Annotated in this window: 18 protein-coding genes; 7 read left to right on the top strand and 11 right to left on the bottom strand. The window is 68.6% G+C overall.

What is annotated here, in order from left to right; all coding sequences use genetic code 11:
• Window positions 1-220: 220 nt before the first annotated feature.
• A complete protein-coding gene (locus IU450_RS23945) occupies window positions 221-781 on the top strand; it encodes an ester cyclase (protein WP_195151988.1) in 561 nt (186 codons plus the stop codon).
• Window positions 782-789: 8 nt separating this feature from the next.
• A complete protein-coding gene (locus IU450_RS23950; protein WP_195151989.1) occupies window positions 790-1,584 on the top strand; it encodes an MBL fold metallo-hydrolase in 795 nt (264 codons plus the stop codon).
• Between the two features lie 20 nt (window positions 1,585-1,604).
• Here the strand turns inward: IU450_RS23950 and IU450_RS23955 are convergent, their stop codons facing one another.
• Window positions 1,605-2,147, bottom strand: a complete 543-nt coding sequence (locus tag IU450_RS23955) for a YaeQ family protein (protein ID WP_195151990.1) — start codon at window positions 2,145-2,147, stop codon at window positions 1,605-1,607.
• A 37-nt stretch (window positions 2,148-2,184) separates the two neighbouring features.
• Window positions 2,185-3,072: a DUF2268 domain-containing protein gene (locus IU450_RS23960; protein WP_195151991.1), complete on the bottom strand. Its 888-nt coding sequence runs from the start codon at window positions 3,070-3,072 to the stop codon at window positions 2,185-2,187.
• A gap of 184 nt (window positions 3,073-3,256) precedes the next feature.
• Here IU450_RS23960 and IU450_RS23965 point away from each other — a divergent pair, with 184 nt between their 5' ends.
• Window positions 3,257-3,823 carry a hypothetical protein gene (locus IU450_RS23965; protein ID WP_195151992.1) on the top strand — a complete coding sequence of 189 codons (567 nt, stop codon included), beginning with the start codon at window positions 3,257-3,259 and terminating at the stop codon, window positions 3,821-3,823.
• Window positions 3,824-3,843: 20 nt separating this feature from the next.
• Here IU450_RS23965 and IU450_RS23970 read toward each other — a convergent pair whose 3' ends face one another.
• The 3 genes from IU450_RS23970 to IU450_RS23980 form a co-directional block, all read right to left on the bottom strand.
• The gene (locus IU450_RS23970; RefSeq protein WP_324197788.1) at window positions 3,844-5,436 is read right to left on the bottom strand and encodes a bifunctional phosphatase PAP2/diacylglycerol kinase family protein; all 1,593 of its coding nucleotides are present in this window, start codon (window positions 5,434-5,436) and stop codon (window positions 3,844-3,846) included.
• Between the two features lie 121 nt (window positions 5,437-5,557).
• Window positions 5,558-6,178, bottom strand: a complete 621-nt coding sequence (locus IU450_RS23975; RefSeq protein ID WP_195151994.1) for a TetR/AcrR family transcriptional regulator — start codon at window positions 6,176-6,178, stop codon at window positions 5,558-5,560.
• 4 nt (window positions 6,179-6,182) lie between these two features.
• Window positions 6,183-7,055 carry an oxygenase MpaB family protein gene (locus IU450_RS23980; protein WP_195151995.1) on the bottom strand — a complete coding sequence of 291 codons (873 nt, stop codon included), beginning with the start codon at window positions 7,053-7,055 and terminating at the stop codon, window positions 6,183-6,185.
• Between the two features lie 178 nt (window positions 7,056-7,233).
• Between IU450_RS23980 and IU450_RS23985 the strand changes: the two genes are divergently transcribed.
• The 3 genes from IU450_RS23985 to IU450_RS23995 are packed head-to-tail and all read left to right on the top strand — an operon-like array spanning window position 7,234 to window position 8,510.
• Window positions 7,234-7,686: an SRPBCC family protein gene (locus IU450_RS23985; RefSeq protein WP_195151996.1), complete on the top strand. Its 453-nt coding sequence runs from the start codon at window positions 7,234-7,236 to the stop codon at window positions 7,684-7,686.
• Window positions 7,683-8,024 (top strand): metalloregulator ArsR/SmtB family transcription factor, encoded by a 342-nt coding sequence (locus IU450_RS23990; RefSeq protein ID WP_324197789.1) that lies wholly within the window; start codon window positions 7,683-7,685, stop codon window positions 8,022-8,024. The genes IU450_RS23985 and IU450_RS23990 overlap by 4 nt, the downstream gene beginning before the upstream one ends.
• 42 nt (window positions 8,025-8,066) lie before the next feature.
• The gene (locus tag IU450_RS23995) at window positions 8,067-8,510 is read left to right on the top strand and encodes an SRPBCC family protein (protein ID WP_195151998.1); all 444 of its coding nucleotides are present in this window, start codon (window positions 8,067-8,069) and stop codon (window positions 8,508-8,510) included.
• 93 nt (window positions 8,511-8,603) lie between these two features.
• Here IU450_RS23995 and IU450_RS40635 read toward each other — a convergent pair whose 3' ends face one another.
• From IU450_RS40635 to IU450_RS24020, 5 genes are all read right to left on the bottom strand, one after another.
• On the bottom strand, window positions 8,604-8,720 hold the full coding sequence (locus IU450_RS40635) for a zinc-binding dehydrogenase (protein ID WP_195151999.1): 117 nt from the start codon (window positions 8,718-8,720) through the stop codon (window positions 8,604-8,606).
• A 439-nt stretch (window positions 8,721-9,159) separates the two neighbouring features.
• On the bottom strand, window positions 9,160-11,553 hold the full coding sequence (locus IU450_RS24005; RefSeq protein WP_195152000.1) for an ATP-binding cassette domain-containing protein: 2,394 nt from the start codon (window positions 11,551-11,553) through the stop codon (window positions 9,160-9,162).
• A gap of 245 nt (window positions 11,554-11,798) precedes the next feature.
• Window positions 11,799-12,209, bottom strand: a complete 411-nt coding sequence (locus tag IU450_RS24010; protein ID WP_195152001.1) for a VOC family protein — start codon at window positions 12,207-12,209, stop codon at window positions 11,799-11,801.
• A gap of 5 nt (window positions 12,210-12,214) precedes the next feature.
• Window positions 12,215-12,664 (bottom strand): helix-turn-helix transcriptional regulator, encoded by a 450-nt coding sequence (locus IU450_RS24015; protein ID WP_195152002.1) that lies wholly within the window; start codon window positions 12,662-12,664, stop codon window positions 12,215-12,217.
• A gap of 177 nt (window positions 12,665-12,841) precedes the next feature.
• Complete coding sequence (locus tag IU450_RS24020) at window positions 12,842-13,633, bottom strand: NADPH-dependent F420 reductase (protein WP_195152003.1); 792 nt, start codon at window positions 13,631-13,633, stop codon at window positions 12,842-12,844.
• A 187-nt stretch (window positions 13,634-13,820) separates the two neighbouring features.
• Here IU450_RS24020 and IU450_RS24025 point away from each other — a divergent pair, with 187 nt between their 5' ends.
• Window positions 13,821-14,648 (top strand): helix-turn-helix domain-containing protein, encoded by an 828-nt coding sequence (locus tag IU450_RS24025; RefSeq protein ID WP_195152004.1) that lies wholly within the window; start codon window positions 13,821-13,823, stop codon window positions 14,646-14,648.
• A 74-nt stretch (window positions 14,649-14,722) separates the two neighbouring features.
• Here IU450_RS24025 and IU450_RS24030 read toward each other — a convergent pair whose 3' ends face one another.
• On the bottom strand, window positions 14,723-16,024 hold the full coding sequence (locus IU450_RS24030; protein WP_195152005.1) for a hypothetical protein: 1,302 nt from the start codon (window positions 16,022-16,024) through the stop codon (window positions 14,723-14,725).
• Window positions 16,025-16,272 lie beyond the last annotated feature (248 nt).

The following is a 16,272-nucleotide window of genomic DNA, read 5'->3' on the forward strand; positions in this document are numbered from 1 at the left end:
TTGTTCCCTACCCTTGCGTATTTCCACACTGTGGGTTTACTCTGCACATTAATTCCACGACGTGGGATTAATGTGCGAGATGGGATGTCGGATGCAGCTGCCATGGGGACACGGTGAGGTGCTGGACCTGGCGAGCGTCGGCTCGCGTGTCGATCACCTGGGCGATTTCCCACCTTCACCCACGGTGCGATCACCCACCGCCGAACCCGCAGGAGAATCCATGACCGACGGTTTCGCCATCCCGCCCATCGAGGTGCTGCGGGCCCGCGAGAAGCTCGTCCTCGACCACTTCCACGACGAGGTGCGGCAGGAGTGGGACGACGTGCTGGCCACGTTCCCGCATCCGCACTACGAGATCATTCCCACCCTCACCGTCCACGACGGCGACGCCGAGGTCCGCGGCTACTACCACGACACGCGCGTCGCCTTCCCCGATCAGGATCACGAGATCATCGCCCTGCGCCACAGCGCCGACGCGGTCATCGTCGAATTCTGGCTGCTCGGCACGCATTCGGGACCGCTCGGCCCCATTCCGCCCACCGGCTCCCGGCACCGCACCCGGATGACGGCGTACTTCGTCTTCGACGACGACCAGAACTTGATCATCGAGCGGATCTACTTCGACACGCTGTCGCTGCTGCGACAGCTCATCGGCGGCCTGAACCTGCGCAACCCGCGCACATGGCCGTTGGTCATCCGCAGCCTGCGCGGACTGCTCGCCATGTCGAGCAACCCCGACCCACGGCTGGTCGACACCCAACCCGCCGACCTCACGGCCTGATCCGGCGGATGAGAGTCCATCACCTCAACTGCGGCACGATGCGACCGCCCGCCACGCCCGGCGGATTGGTCTGCCACGTCCTGCTCATCGAGACCGACGACAGTCTCGTCCTGATCGATACCGGCATCGGCCTGCGCGACGCCGAAGCACCGACCCGGCGCTTCGGCCGGGGCCGCTTCTACGTCCGCCCCGCCTTCGATCCGGACGAAGCCGCGATCAACCGGATCCGGCAACTCGGCTACGCCCCGGACGATGTCCGGCACATCGTGCTCACCCACTTCGACACCGACCACACCGGCGGTCTCGCCGACTTTCCCTGGGCCCGAGTGCATCTGACGAACGCGGAAGCGTTCGCCGCGCGGCATCCCCGGACGCTGATCGAACGAGAGCGCTACCGCCCCGCGCAACGCGCCCACAACCCGGCGCTCGTTCAGCACGAGCCGAGTTCCGGCGAGTCGTGGCGCGGCTTCCCCGGCGCCGAGGAGCTCACCGATATCGCGGCAGGCATCGTGCTGATCAACCTGCCCGGCCACACCCGCGGTCACGCCGCCGTCGCGGTCGACGCCGGTGAGCAGTGGATCCTGCACGTGGGGGATTCCTTCTATCATCACGGCCAACTCGACGGCACCGACTCCGCGCCCAGAGCGCTCACCGCGATGGAACGCGTCGTCGCCCACGACTGGCATAAGGTCCGGGCCAACCACCGACGGCTGGCCCAGCTATGGGCAGCCGCCGAGCCCGACCTCCTCCTCGTCAACGCACACGATCCGTACCTACTCGGCCGCGCGATCGAACGGGGATGACCTCTGCTGTCCGGGGGCGCCTATCCGAGCCGGTGCTCCTCGATCGATGTGCTCAGCCCGGTGCCGTTGAGATCCAGGTACAGCAGGCGTTCGGTGACCGACAGGGTGATGGTGTTGCGCCGTTCGATGGCCGGGACGGCGGAATCGATGAAGTCGCGATCGAAGCTGTACAGCGGAATCGCTTCGGCGCGATGGATGCGCTTGCCGGTGAGTTGCGCCAGCACCTTGGCGGGGTCGCGGTGGGTGTAGACGGCGACGCGTTCGGCCAGCTTGCTGCCTCGATGCACGCGCTCCGCGTCGGGTGCGCCGACTTCGATCCAGGCGGTGAGGCGTCCGGTGAGATCACGCACCAGCACCGCGGGCTCGTCGGTGGAGGACACCCCGCCGTCGCTGAAGCCGATGCCCTCCTCGTACTCGAGGCAATAGGCGAGCACGCGCGTCAGCATGAACTCGGCGGATTCGGACGGATGCCGCGCTACCCGCAACTCCAACTCCTGGTAGACGCCCCGATCGACGTCGGCCAGGTGGACGGCGAAGTTGTGCAGTGTCGCGCTGAGTGCCATAGGTGCAGGAGCTTAGCCCGCATCGCGCTACCGGTGATCAGCCCTCTCGGTGCAGCGCGGCATTGATGATCGCCGTGGCGGGAGCGTGCAGAGCCTGTGCGGCGGTCTGGCCCGTCGCCGCCAGGTAGGCGTCGACCAGCCTGTTGCCGACGGCGTAACCGGCCCCGGTGGGCAACCCGACCGGGGCAGCGCCGAACCGTTCCGCGGTCGCGTCGCCGTGCACCCACGCCGTGAAGTTCTGCATGCCGGTCACGCCGAGTCCGGACACGACCTTGGCGAAGACCGCGTCGTCGCGTAGATGGGGCACGCCGATGCGCGCGTAGCCGAGTTCGTCGCCGTAGAGCTGGCGGGCGAACGCATCGGCCAAGCCTTCGGAGACCACGTGCTCGCCGACCGTGACGGTCGCCGGGTCCCAGACGACCCCACCCGGGCCGTAGCGCAGATTGTGGTTGAGTTCGTGCACGACGGACGCCTCCAGTCGCTGCACGTTCTCGGGGAAGGGCCACAGCGTGATGACGATGTAGCCGGAGATTCCGCCGCTGCCGGTCAAGCCGAGGGCGGGACCCATGAAGTGGGCGTCGCCGGGGTCGCCGAGCACGAACAGCACGGTGATGTCCGGGACCTCCAGCTTCGGCGTCGCCGCCAGTTGCACGGCGACGGCGTCGTCCAGAGCGCGACGGATCCGGTCCCAGGCCCCGGCGGCCGCCAGCGTCTCGAGCGCGTCGAGACAGCGCTCCGCGTCACGGTCCAGCGGAAACCCGGACGAATGATGATGCATGGCAACCAGGTCGACGTCTCCGGGGAAGTACCGGTACATGCCCGTCACGGGCTCGAGCATCGTGTGCAGCAAGGCGGCGCGATCCGCGGCGGGAGCCCGGAGGATCTCTTTCATCGCCGAGTAGGTATCGAGAACGGTGATCGTCATGTCCCGTGACACTGAACATTGCCGCACCGTCGAGGTCAACTGGATTAACCGTCCGATGACGATCGACGTGTGCTTCCGGGATCCGCAGCGGTTGTCCGGGTCCCATTGCGGGAAGGGCGACCGCGAGCTACTCCATCTCCCTGCCGCTTCGGTGAATATCATTGGGGGCGTCTAGGATTCGGCTGTGCCACTTACTCGTGACGACCTGACGGGCTATGTCGAGCGCGACTTCGACGCCGATCTGGCGCGATGGTTTCCCGGTCGGCCTTCGGTCGCCGTGCCGGAAGGGACCCGGCCCGTGACGCCCTTCCTCGAACGGCTGGCCCCCGCGGACGCGGCGGCATTGGCGGCCTTCGATCGCCGGGTGCGCTCGGGGCGGATGCCGCAGTTCCTCGACATCTACTCCTGGTCATACGGATTCGACTTCGCGGCCGATAGCTGCGGGATCCGCGACTCCGACTACGAGACCGAACTCACCGACGACGACGTGTACTCCATCGGCGCGGACGGCGGCGGCAACCTGTACGTGGTGCTCACCAACGGGCAGATCGGAATCTGGTTCCACGAGGAGGAAGTCGTCGAGGAAGGCACCCGCTTCGACGACCTCGATGTCTTCGTCTGGTCGGTGGTGCGCTACCAGGCGGTGCGGGCTGGGGTCCTGGAGCGGGCCGCGGTCGAGGCGGACTTCCTGTCCCTGGGCCAGGATGGCGCGCTGGAGCCCGAACTCGGGTTGCTGCGCTCGATGAGGTAAGCGAACCGGCGAGTACTCGCTCAGTCCTCGCCTGCTCGACGCTGAAACGGGAGGCGGGCCCGGAACGCGTCCCGCAGCCAAGGGGCTCGGCGGTGATGGGGGCGGCTGCGGTCGGCCCAGAGCGGATTGGATTCGTCGCGGCGGTAGACCGCGAGCTGGCCAGCGATGGTGAAGTGCAGGCGGCTGGCTTTGCCGACCACCTCGCCGTCGGTGGCCAATGCCTCCGGCTTGGGGAGTTGCACGAACAATTCGGGTAGCTGGCGCTCGCCGTAGACCTTGCTGTGACCGATCGCCGCCAGTAGCAGCGCCAGCACCGCGCGGGTGCGCGACCAGCGCAGATCGGCGCGCAGCCAGCGGATGTCGAGCAGTCCGGCGTCGAGCCGGTCGCGGAAGGCGGGCACGGCCCCGTGCGGATGGTAGGGGCCGTTGCCGACGAACAGGAACCACACCCGCTGCCAGCGCCCGTCCAGGCAGATCTCGATCGGTTCGGCCCGGCGCAGGGTGACCACGAGCGCAGCGGCGAAGGCGGGCCATTTGCCCCAGCGTGACTGCCACTTCTCGCGCAGCTGCACCAGATCCGGGTAGGTGCCGAGACTGGCGGTGTTGATCAGGTGCCGCGTGCGCGAACCGGTTTCGTCCTCGCACTCGACTCCGGCGATGTCGACCGCGACCGCCTCGCCGATACCGGTGGCGTCGATCACCTCGCGCAGATCGTAGACGCCGAGGTCGCGGGCGAAGTGGTTGAGCGTGCCGGTGGGAATGACGACCAGGGGCAGCTCGTGGCGCAGCGCGACCGCGGCCACAGCGGCCACCGTGCCGTCGCCGCCCGCGACGCCGACGGCCATAACCGGTTCGCCGTGTTCGGCGATGGCCTGCTCGAGCTGTTCGGCACAGTCCAGATCGGCTCGGGTGCGCAGCACGGTGGCGGCGGGCAGCGCCGCGACGACGTCGTCGGTGGGATCGTAGTTCGGATCGCCGGAAATCGGATTCACCATGACCACCAGCCCTTTGCCCTCCACCAGCGCGGGGACCTCGCGGACCGGGCGGGCCTGCGCCTCATCCGATTCGCGCACCGGCCACCAGCGCCGGGTGGCGAGTGCGACACCGGAACCCACTGCCGCTCCCACGAGCACATCGGAACTCCAGTGCACGCCGGTGTGCACCCGCGAATAGGCGACGGTGGCCGCAAGCGGGGCGACAACCAGTGCGGTACGGGGACTTTCCAGAGCGACCGCCGTGGCGAATGCCGCAGCGCAGGCACTGTGACCAGAGGGGAAAGAAGAAGAGGTCGGGGCGGGGGAGAGTCGCCGGTGCACGGGCAAGAGTTCGGCTGCGGGGCGGCGGCGAGCGACCAGCGACTTGAGAACGACGTTGACGAGGAAACTGGCGCCCGCGACCGAGACGACGCCACGGAACGCGGCGCGCCGCGGCGCACCCTGCCGGGTGGCGAGCAGTCCCGCGAGAGCCAGCCACAGCCCGCTGAAGTTGGCACTGCTGGTGATCCGCAACAAGCCGTGGTCGACGGCCGAGGCGGGCAGCTCGGCGACCGCGCCGCCGATCACTCGATCGATTCGTCCGATGCCGTGGAACTTCCGGCGCACCCAGCTACTCACCCGCTCGAGACTACCGATCGGTGTGCGAACGACGCGAAGTACGGCGGGGCAGGGCATTTCGATCCGCCGACGAATGTTCGGGCGCCGACGGCGCCAAGTGAACTCTCGCCTCTGGCCGGTGCTATCGGATGGCGGTGGGAATGAGGTGGCGGCGGGCGAAGACGCGGGCGTCTTCGTCGGTCTCGAGCGAGAAGTAGCTGTCCGGGATGAGCAGCAGGGTGAGGGAGAGACGGGCGGCGATCTCGGCGGAGGCGTCGGGATCGATGTCGCCGAGATCGTCGGCCCGGCGCAGTTGTTCGGCGAAGAACGCGCGCGCGGCGGCGAGAAGCGTCGCGCCGTAAGTGATGACGAAGGGTTGGCCGCCTTCGTCGGCGAGCAGGATGCGGTTGGTGAGCGGGTCGTTGCGCAGGGTGCGCAGGGCGATGGCGAAGCCTTCGACCGCGCGGTCGCGGACGTCGGTGTGATCGGCGACGGCAGTGGTGATGCCGGACAGGACGCGCTGCAGCCACCTGGTCAGCGCGGTGGTGACCAGCAGGTCCTTGCTGGGAAAGGCCCGGTAGACGGTGGCGCGGTGCAGGCCGGCGCGGCGGGCGATGTGCTCCATGCGGACCCGGTCGATGCCGTGGTCGCGGAACTCGCCCAGGGCCGCGTCGAGGATCCGGGTGGCCTGCGGGTCGCCTTCGACCTCGGCGGTGAGCTGGTCGACATCGAAGGCGGCGGTCGTCTGCCGGGCACTGCGCATGAACCTAATCCTGCCCGAGTGCGCGGGCCTGCCGCATGCTCTCCCGCGCTCGGGGGTGGTAGCGCAGGGGTTCGGGGACCAGCGACCAGGCGTTGCGAATCAGAGTCGCGGCGGCGCGGAAGTGTGCCTGATCGATCTTGCTGTAGCGCAGCCCCAGTTTGTCGCGGGCAGGCTCGGGCAGCATCGCGGTGGTGATCACCCGGTATTCGGACATGATCACCGGCCGCAGCACCCGTTCGACCGGTTGCGGCAGGTACGGCAGTCGCATATCGCTGGTGAATCGCAGCCGGTCGGTCAACCAGCGCGCCGAGGCGGTGGCTTCCAGCTCGTCACGGCACACGGCGTGGAAATACCGCTGGAAAGCGGCGTAATCGGCGGGCATCGGCCGGTCGCTGACGCCGTATCGCCGGAACCAGGTCTTGCTCTGCTGGTACAGCTGCTCGCGCTCGGTCGTTGTCAGGCCGTCGCCGAACACGTCGGCGATGTCGATGACCGCCTGGACCATCGTGGCATGTGTCCAGTAGTAGACCTCGGGATTGAGGGCGTGGTACCGGTCGCCGTGGGCGTCGGTGCCCCTGATGTCGCGGTGATAGTCCCGCACGCTGGTGCCGGTGCCGCGTTCGACGGGATCGTAGACCGTGCCGATGATCTCGGGAATCGATCGCAATACCCGATCCCAGGGATCGCCGAAGAAGTCGGAATGCTGAGTGACTCCGGCCCCGACGGCAGGGTGCATCAGTTCCAGTAGGCCGTAGGGCGCGGCGACCAGGAACAGTCGGAGGTCACCGAGGTAACGCCACAGCAGTGTGCCGGGCCCGAGCTGCGGGTCTTCCCGCACGGCCTCGTCGTGCGCGGTTCCCAGGTGTGCGGTCATCATCGAGCCCTCTCAGTTCTGTGCGACGAAATTACCTTAGTTGTCGCACATGTCGCATTCAAGGGCTGTTCGATGGGCGCGCTCGTCCCGATGCCGTCGGAGATAAGCAACCGATGGTTGCGTAATTGCCGAATCTCAACTAGCGTCATGCGCAACCAAACGTTGCATATGGAGGTAAAGCATGGAGTACGGCAGCATCGAACGGGAGATACACGTCGACGCCTCGCCCGAGGTGGTCTACGGGGTCGTCAGCAGCCCGGAGCACATGTCGGAATGGTGGAGCGACGACGCCGAGTTCGAAGTGGCTCCCGGTGCGGTCGGTGAGCTCATTTGGGGTGACCGGGCGCAGGTCGTCCCGATCATGGTGGTGCAGGCCGAGCCGCCCCGATTGTTCTCCTTCCGATGGTGCTATCCGGGCGGCGCGGTCGACGACTCGGCCGATTCGCTGCTGGTCACCTTCGAGCTGACCCCCTCGGGCGCGGGCACCCGGATTCGGCTCACCGAGGTCGGGTTCCGCGAGATGGGCTGGGAGGCCGCGAAGCTGGCCGAGCAGTACCGCGAACACACCGTGGGATGGGACACCTATGTTCCCCGGCTGGGGGAGTACATCGTGCGGCTGGTGTCGACGCCGTGACCGTCGTCGTCGATGACGACCTGTGGTCCGCGATCGGGGATCCGACGCGCCGCCGGATGCTAGACCTGCTCCTGGCGGAGGGGGAGGGCACGGCCACCGGTCTCAGCGAGCGACTGCCCGTCACGCGGCAGGCGGTCGCGAAACATCTCGTCGTGCTCGACCGTGTCGGCCTGGTGCACGGCACGCCTGCCGGTCGGGAACGGAGGTACCGGGTGGACGAGGCGCAACTCGCTCGCGCGGTCGCCCAGTTGTCGTCGGTGGGGGCGGCTTGGGACGCCAGGCTCCGTCGGATCAAGCGGATCGCCGAAGCGATCCAGCGCACGCAAGACCAGCAGTGAATTCCCGCTGCCGGACAAGAACCGAAGAAAGAGGAACCGAAAATGGTCGACATTCTGCACAGAGTCGGAATCCAATCGCCGGTGTCCGAGGTCTACGCCGCCTTGACCACCACCGAGGGGCTTGCCGGTTGGTGGACGACCGACACTCGGGGCAAAGCCGGTGAGGTCGGCGGCGTGATCGAATTCCGGTTCGGGGCCGGGGGATTCGACATGCGGGTCCGCGCGCTCGAGCCGGGCAAGCGCGTGCTGTGGGAGGTGATCGACGGACCTGACGATTGGGTCGGCACGCAGCTGGACTGGAACCTCGGCCGGACCGACGACTACACCATCGTTCTCTTCAAGCATCAAGGCTGGAAGGAGCCGGTGGAGTCCATGTACCACTGCAGCACCAAGTGGGCGGTCTTTCTGCTGAGCCTGAAGTCGCTGATCGAAACCGGGAAAGGCGCACCGGAGCCCTACGACGTCAAGATCGACAACTGGAACTGACGGACTCGCAAGGGAATCCGGGCTCGCACGTCGGCGCGCGGACACGGACGCGCCTTTCCCGGCGGCATCGCGGCCGGTAGGCGCTGTCGCGGTTCAGATGGTGAGGATGGTCTTGCCGATCGCCGTGCGGGTTTCGAACGCGTGATGCGCTGCCGCCGCTTCGGCCAGCGGCAGCACCGTCCCGATGACCGGCGTGAGCTCGCCGCGCACGGTCGATTCCTCGGCTCGCCGGGCCAGCCCGGTCGTGTGTGATCCACGGTCGCATCGGCGCCCAGGTCGGCGGCCAACTTCCGCTTCGCGCTCCCGCTCGCGCCTGCGACGATTCGGGCCCCTGCCCGTTTGGCGGTAGCGGCAGCCGTCCCGCTCGACGAACGCCTCGGCGAACACCTGGCACTCGCGCTGCTCGGGCAGGGCGCGACGGCGGTGGGAGTGATCGAAGCCGCCGAGATCGGGCCCGAGGACACCGTGCCGGTGGAGGCCGGGGCGGGGGAATCGGAACCCTGTTGGTCCAGTTGGCCATGCGCCCGGAGATCGCCGACATGATCTCCCGGCAACATCACCGTGACGGCGTCCTCGCCCTGACCGCCCGATTGCTCGGGCTCGGTTCAGCGGCGCGGTCGCCGTCACACGGTGTTCGGGAGAGTGCCGATCAGGCGCCGATGTAAGCCGCGAGGTGCTCGCCGGTGAGGGTGGAGCGAGCGGCCACGAGGTCGGCGGGTGTGCCCTCGAAGACGACCCGGCCGCCGTCGTGGCCCGCCCCCGGACCGAGATCGATGATCCAGTCGGCGTGCGCCATCACCGCTTGGTGGTGCTCGATGACGATGACCGACTTGCCGGAATCGACGAGCCGATCGAGCAGGCCGAGCAGCTGCTCCACATCGGCGAGATGCAGACCGGTAGTCGGCTCGTCGAGGATGTAGACGCCGCCCTTGTCGGCCATGTGGGTGGCCAGCTTGAGCCGCTGCCGTTCGCCGCCGGACAGCGTGGTGAGCGGTTGGCCGAGGCTGAGGTAACCCAGCCCGACGTCGGCGAGCCTGCCGAGGATGGCGTGCGCGGCCGGAGTGCGCGCCGCACCGTCGCCGAAGAACTCCCGGGCTTCGAGCACCGACATCGCGAGCACCTCGCTGATGTCGCGGCCGCCGAGGTGGTACTCCAGCACCGAGGCCTGGAACCGCTTTCCCTCGCACTCCTCGCAGGTACTGGCGACACCGGCCATCATCGCCAGGTCGGTGAAGACTACGCCCGCGCCGTTGCAGGTGGGGCACGCGCCCTCGGAGTTGGCGCTGAACAGCGCCGGTTTCACGCCGTTGGCCTTCGCGAACGCCTTGCGGATCGGCTCGAGCAGGCCGGTGTAGGTGGCCGGGTTGCTGCGCCGCGAGCCGCGGATGGGCGCCTGGTCCACCGAGACCACGCCTTCGCTCGCGGGGATCGACCCGTGCACGAGCGAGCTCTTACCGGAGCCGGCCACGCCGGTGATGGCGACCAGCACCCCCAGCGGAATGTCGACGTCGACGTCCCGCAGGTTGTTCGCCTTCGCGCCGCGGATCTCCAGCGCCCCTTCGGACTTGCGCACCGACTGCTTGAGTGCGGCGCGGTCGTCGAAATGACGGCCGGTGACGGTGCCGCTGGCCCGCAGCCCCTCGATGCTGCCCTCGAAGCAGATGGTGCCGCCCGCCGTGCCTGCTCCGGGACCGAGGTCGACGACATGGTCGGCGATCGCGATCGTCTCCGGTTTGTGCTCGACGACGAGCACCGTGTTGCCCTTGTCCCGCAGCCGCAGCAGCAGATCGTTCATCCGCTGGATGTCATGGGGGTGCAGGCCGATGGTGGGCTCGTCGAAGACATAGGTGACGTCCGTGAGCGAGGATCCGAGGTGACGAATCATCTTGGTGCGCTGTGCTTCACCACCCGACAGCGTGCCCGAGGGGCGATTGAGGGATAGGTAGCCCAGCCCGATCTCCACGAACGAGTCGAGGGTGTGCCGCAGCGCGGCCAGCAGCGGCGCCACCGACGGCTCGTCGAGGCCGCTCACCCATTCGGCCAGGTCGCTGATCTGCATCGCGCAGGCGTCGGCGATATTGATCCCGGCGATCTTCGATGAGCGAGCCGCCTCGCTGAGGCGGGTGCCGTCGCACTCGGGACAAGTGGCGAAGGTGACCGCCCGGTCGACGAACGCCCGGATGTGCGGTTGCATCGCCTCCCGGTCCTTGGCCAGGAAAGACTTCTGGATCTTGGGGATCAGGCCCTCGTAGGTGAGGTTGACACCCTCGACCTTGACCTTGGTCGGCGCTTTGTAGAGGAAGTCCTGCATCTCCCGCTTGGTGTACTTGCGGATCGGCTTGTTCGGGTCGACGAATCCCGACTCGGCGTACACCCGGACCGTCCAGAAGCTGTCGGACTTCCAGCCGGGAATGGTGAACGCGCCCTCGGCGAGCGACTTCGAGTCGTCGTAGAGCTGGGTGAGGTCGATATCGGACACCGAGCCCCTGCCTTCGCAGCGCGGGCACATGCCGCCGGTGATGCTGAAGCTGCGGCGCTCCTTGACGGTCTGCCCGGCGCGCTCCACCGAGACCGCACCCGCGCCGCTGATCGAGGCGACGTTGAAGGAGAACGCCTGCGGCGAGCCGATGTGCGGCTGTCCGAGCCGACTGAACAGGATGCGCAGCATGGCATTGGCGTCGGTGGCGGTGCCGACCGTGGAGCGCGGGTCCGAACCCATGCGCTGCTGGTCGACGATGATCGCGGTGGTCAGTCCCTCGAGCACATCGACCTCGGGCCGTGCCAGCGTCGGCATGAAGCCCTGGACGAAGGCGCTGTAGGTCTCGTTGATCAGCCGCTGCGACTCCGCGGCGATCGTGCTGAACACCAGTGAGCTCTTGCCCGAGCCGGAGACGCCGGTGAACACCGTCAGCCGTCGCTTCGGTATCTCGATGCTGACGTCCTTCAGGTTGTTCTCGCGCGCGCCGTGCACGCGGATCAGATCGTGGCTGTCGGCGGCGTGCTGCGCAGGCGACTGCGTATGCGTTCTCGTGGCCGTGCTCATCGTGTCTCCATCTGTCGGGCGGGGCCGCCTGCGCGGTCTCCGTCGGCGTCGCCTGGCTCGATCTAACCAGCTTCGCCCGGTAGGTCTGCTTACCTCTGTCGGGGGGCGAGGCACTGCGCTACCGTGGGCAGCGTCCACCGAGGCACCGGTTCCCGGAGGTCTTCGCCCGGGGTGGGCCGGTGTCCGGTGTGACGGCGGCCGTCACCGCCGTCGTGTGCGGTATCCGCGTGGGAGAGCCGGAGAACTCAGCGCAGCTCCTGGATACGGACGAGGTTGCCCGCGGGATCGCGGACGGCGCAGTCGCGAATGCCGTACGGCTGTTCGGTGGGCTCCTGGACGATCTCGGCGTCACCGGCGGCGAGCCGTTCGAAGGCGCCGTCGAGATCCTTTGTTGCCAGCAGGATGCCGGCATAGGTGCCCTTGGCCATCATCTCCGTGATGGTGCGGCGCTCGTCATCGGTGATGCCGGGGTCGGCCCCCGGCGGGTGCAGAACGATCGAGGTGCCGGGCTGATCGGCGGGGCCGACCGTGAGCCAGCGCATCCCTTCGTACCCGACATCTTTGCGGAGTTCGAAGCCGAGGAGGTCGCGATAGAAGGCGAGGGCGGCGTCCGGGTCGTCGTGCGGCAGGAAGCTCGCGTTGATGGTGATGTCCATGGCGATCAGGCTAATTGCGGCTGGCCGGCAGGCGCTTCTCGATTCCTGATCGGTCTGGTCACCTGTTTCGCGACGCACGACGGCATCCCGGCCGTCGCGCGCTCGGCCTCGCGCCGATAGACGCTCGGCGGTATACCGACCAGCTCGGTGAAGCGGGTGCTGAAGGTGCCCAGCGACGAGCACCCGACCGCGAAGCAGATCTCGGTGACACTGAGGTCGCCGCGGCGCAGCAGCGCCATCGCCCGTTCGATGCGCCGCGTCATCAGATAGGAGTACGGCGACTCGCCGTAGGCGAGCCGGAACTGGCGGCTGAGGTGCCCGGCCGACATGTGCGCGTCGCGCGCGAGCGCCTCGACGTCCAGCGGCTGCGCGTATTCCCGGTCGATGCGGTCGCGGACGCGACGCAATCGCGCGAGGTCGCGCAGCTGCGGCGCTCCGGCGGGTTTGCTGGTCACCTACCAGATGGTGCCACATCGGGGGGACGATCGGTCGGGTGTCCAACACGTCGGCGCCCGACCGCCCCGCCACCGGCGGCTACTCGTATCTACGTTCCGGTGACCGCCGAGGGCTCCTTGTCCGCGTGGACGGAAGGTCGTCGGCGGCCGCGGCCCGTGCGGCAGGAGAGTAGATGGTCAGCGCAGAGTAGGGGGAGCGTCGGGAATCGGGTGGCCGGGGCCGGGCGAGTCGCTCGGAAGTTCGGCCTCGCCTGCGGGACGGCGGACGGCGATCTCGGTCAGTTCGGCGATCCGGGTCGCGGGGACGACGATGCCGGGTGTCCGGAAGGTCCAGCGGAGGAAGGCATCGACGCTCATAGCGGGTATCTCGCCGAGGTAGGGCCGGATGTACACCGGTGTGTCCGGTTCGCTGCGCCAGCTGGTGGCGAGCGTGCCGATGTCCACCGTGTCGTAGCCGAGGAGGTCCAGCAGCCGGGCTGCCTCGTCCTTGGCATCCGCGTCGTCGGCGGCGATGGGCAGGGCGCTGCGGTCGGGCGCGCCCGTGGGACGGGCGAGGGACACCAGCTGATGCGGGGTGATGTTGTTGCACGCCTTGACCACTCGGGAACCCACGAGATGACGCTGCAGCAGTGCACTGGAGGTCAGTTCCCCGCCCTCCAGCTCGGCCAGGTGACCGTCCCGCTCAGGGTAGTAGTTGGCGGTGTCCAGCACTGTCTTGCCGTTGAGCGCGTCGACGGGAAGGTGTTCGTAGGCGTGCAGCGGGATGGCCGCCACCACCAGGTCTGCGGCGCGCGCGGCTTCCGCCGGGGTGGCCGCGCGGGCAAGTCCGCCGAGATCGGCGACAAGACCGGCGAGCGTCTGCGGGCCGCGCGAGTTGCTGAGGACGACCTCGAGGCCGGCCGCGACAGCGAGGCGGGCGAGGGCGGAACCCATCATGCCGCTGCCGATGAGTCCGAGGGTTCGGGACAAGGATGCGCTCCATTCGTGAGTGGGATGCCGCGAGGAGAGCCGAGCGCGTGCAAGCACGGAATCCGAGCCGGTCGCACAGTGACTCGCGTTCCAGCGTGGAACGGCTCGATCCGGCCGGCCAGCCCGATGCGCCGGGTACTCACGACGTGATCACCTTCCGGCGCCGCGGCGTGCATAGGGTTGTCGGGTGGACGATCGCACCGAGCTGAGCGAGTTCCTCAAATCACGCCGGGCCCGGGTGCGCCCGGCGGACGTCGGGCTGCGCGACTACGGCAGGGTGCGCCGGGTCGCGGGTCTGCGGCGGGAGGAGCTGGCGCGGCTGGCGGGCGTGAGCATCGCCCACTACACGCGTCTGGAACAGGGCGACGGTGACCGCGTGTCCGACCAGGTTTTGGACGCCATCGGCACGGCACTGCGCTTGGACCGGGACGAATTGGCCTATCTGCACCGGATCGCCCGGCGGCCGCGGCCCTGCGCGCGGGCCGCCGAGCCCGAGGTGACGCCCGGCATGCGGCACCTGCTGGACTCCTTCGCGCTGACGCCCGCGCTGCTGGTCGGCAGGCACACCCAGATCGTGGGCTGGAACCGGCTCGCGGTCGCGGTGTTCGGTGACTTCTCCGCCCTGCCGGACAACAGCCGGACCTTCTCGCACCTGCTGTTCGGCGAACCCCGTTCCCGTGCGCTGTTCGGCGGCGATTGGGAGCGGGCGGCACGCGAACACGTGGCGCATCTGCGCGTTCTGCTCGGACGGTATCGCGGGGACTCCGCGCTCGCGTCGCACATCGAGCACTGGCGGGATCGGAACGCGGATTTCGGGCGGATGTGGGCCGAGCGCCCGGTCGCGCAGGTCCGGTCCCGGACGTACCTGCTGCGCCACCCCGTCGTGGGCGAGCTGACCCTGCACGGCGAGCTCGTCGCGCTGCCCGACGAGCCGTCGTGCTGCGGGCTGGACCTGTTCGCCGCCGAACCGGGCTCGGCTTCCGAACGGGCGCTGCGGATTCTGGGGAGCCGCTGAGCGGGCCCGCGCGTGCGCAACAGGGATCCGCACCGACGGTGATCCCCCCGCGCAACGCGGAGCCCGGGCGACCGCTACCAGAACGTCGCCGAGAGTTCGTACTGCGCGAGCACACGCTGTACGAGTTCGCCGAGCTGCTCGGCATCGGTGAGCTTCGGCGGGTGGAAACCATTGATGCGCAGCGTGATTCCCTCGGCGGATTCGACCAGCGCGACGTACAGGTTGCCGCCGCGTTCGGTCAGGACGGCAGGGGAATTCAGGCTCTGATTCACCAAACCGATCATCATCGCCGAGGCCGGGCTACCGTCGATGCGGAGGATTTCGGGGTCGAGCTTGCCGAGGCTGGAGCACACCGTGGAAATCGGATCGGTAGCGGCTTGCCGCGCGAGCGCGGCGTAGCGCCCGCGTGGAAGCGCGACCGCTACCGGGATCAGCGGTGGGACGTTCTGTCCTTTCGCGGCGGCCGCGCTGAGCTTCTCCTTCATCACCGCACGCAGCGGGGCGAGGTCGGCCGCTCGGCCCTCGCGCAGATCGACTTCGAAATCGATGGAGGTCAAGGCGTTCGCGCGAAGGTCGTCGGCGGTGCGGGTGCTGACCGGCATCATGATGCGGACCCGGCCTTCTTCGTCGGTGCGACCGATCTCCGTGGCGATGTCCGCCATCATCGCCACCGCCAACGTGGTGCCGGTTCCGCCCCGGGTCCGCGCCGCCGCCTGCCACAGCTGCGCCGGGACCGTCGCGGTGACCGTCGGCAGGCGGAAGTCCTCGGCGTCCGCGTCGGGCCGACCCGCGCCGCGCCGGGTCAGGCCCAACCGCAGCGCCAAGCCGACCGCCGAGGGCAGCGACCGGGCGCGCCGCGCGGCATCGCGGAAATCGTTGGACAGCAATCGCATCCGGCCGAAATCGTCGGACCGGTAGGTCAGATCGAGCCGCTTGTCCGCGACCGCTTCCGCGACCGCCGCGCAGAATGCCTGGCCGTCGGCGAGGGTATGCGAAACCAGCAGCGACACCGCGCTTTCCCCGTTGTCGAGCTGAGTCGACGCCAACCGCCACGCGGGCCCGCCGTAGGTGCGCAACTCCGCATGCCCCTGCTCGGCGATCCAGGCTTCCAATCGGCCGCGCGGGATGGGGGCGTCCGCGACCTCGAGTGGGCTGAATTCGGCGCGGGTGGTCCAGCGATCCCCCGCGGCGGGGATCATCGCGGGCGCGACCGCTCGACCGAGCCTGCCGTGCCGCAATGCCTCGTGGAAATTCTTCAGCGCGGCCAGGTCCACCGGGCGGTCGTAACGCCACACCGCCTGTATCGCCAGGGTTCCCCCTAGTGCGGAGTGCCCCCGTGCACTCACGCAGTCGATGTCGTCCAGGCGGTAGGTCACGCGATTCTCCCCTCGAGTTCCGGACGCCGGAGCAGATCCGCGGCGTCGTCGCCGCCACGCTCGAAGCTACGACGATGCGGATCGTTCGAATGTTCGAGATGGTCGGCCAAGGTAGAGCATCCGGGCTGGCAACGCCGTGGTCAACCCTACTCGCGGGTTCGGTGCCCGCGGCGCTGGTGGTGCGCTGCCACGTTGGAGCGCGAGAGGCGGAGGGGTCCGCTGTCCAGCGCGAACGACCCGGCCGGGCG

The sequence above is a fragment of the Nocardia abscessus genome, from assembly GCF_015477775.1.
GTDB classification, from domain to species: domain Bacteria; phylum Actinomycetota; class Actinomycetes; order Mycobacteriales; family Mycobacteriaceae; genus Nocardia; species Nocardia abscessus_A.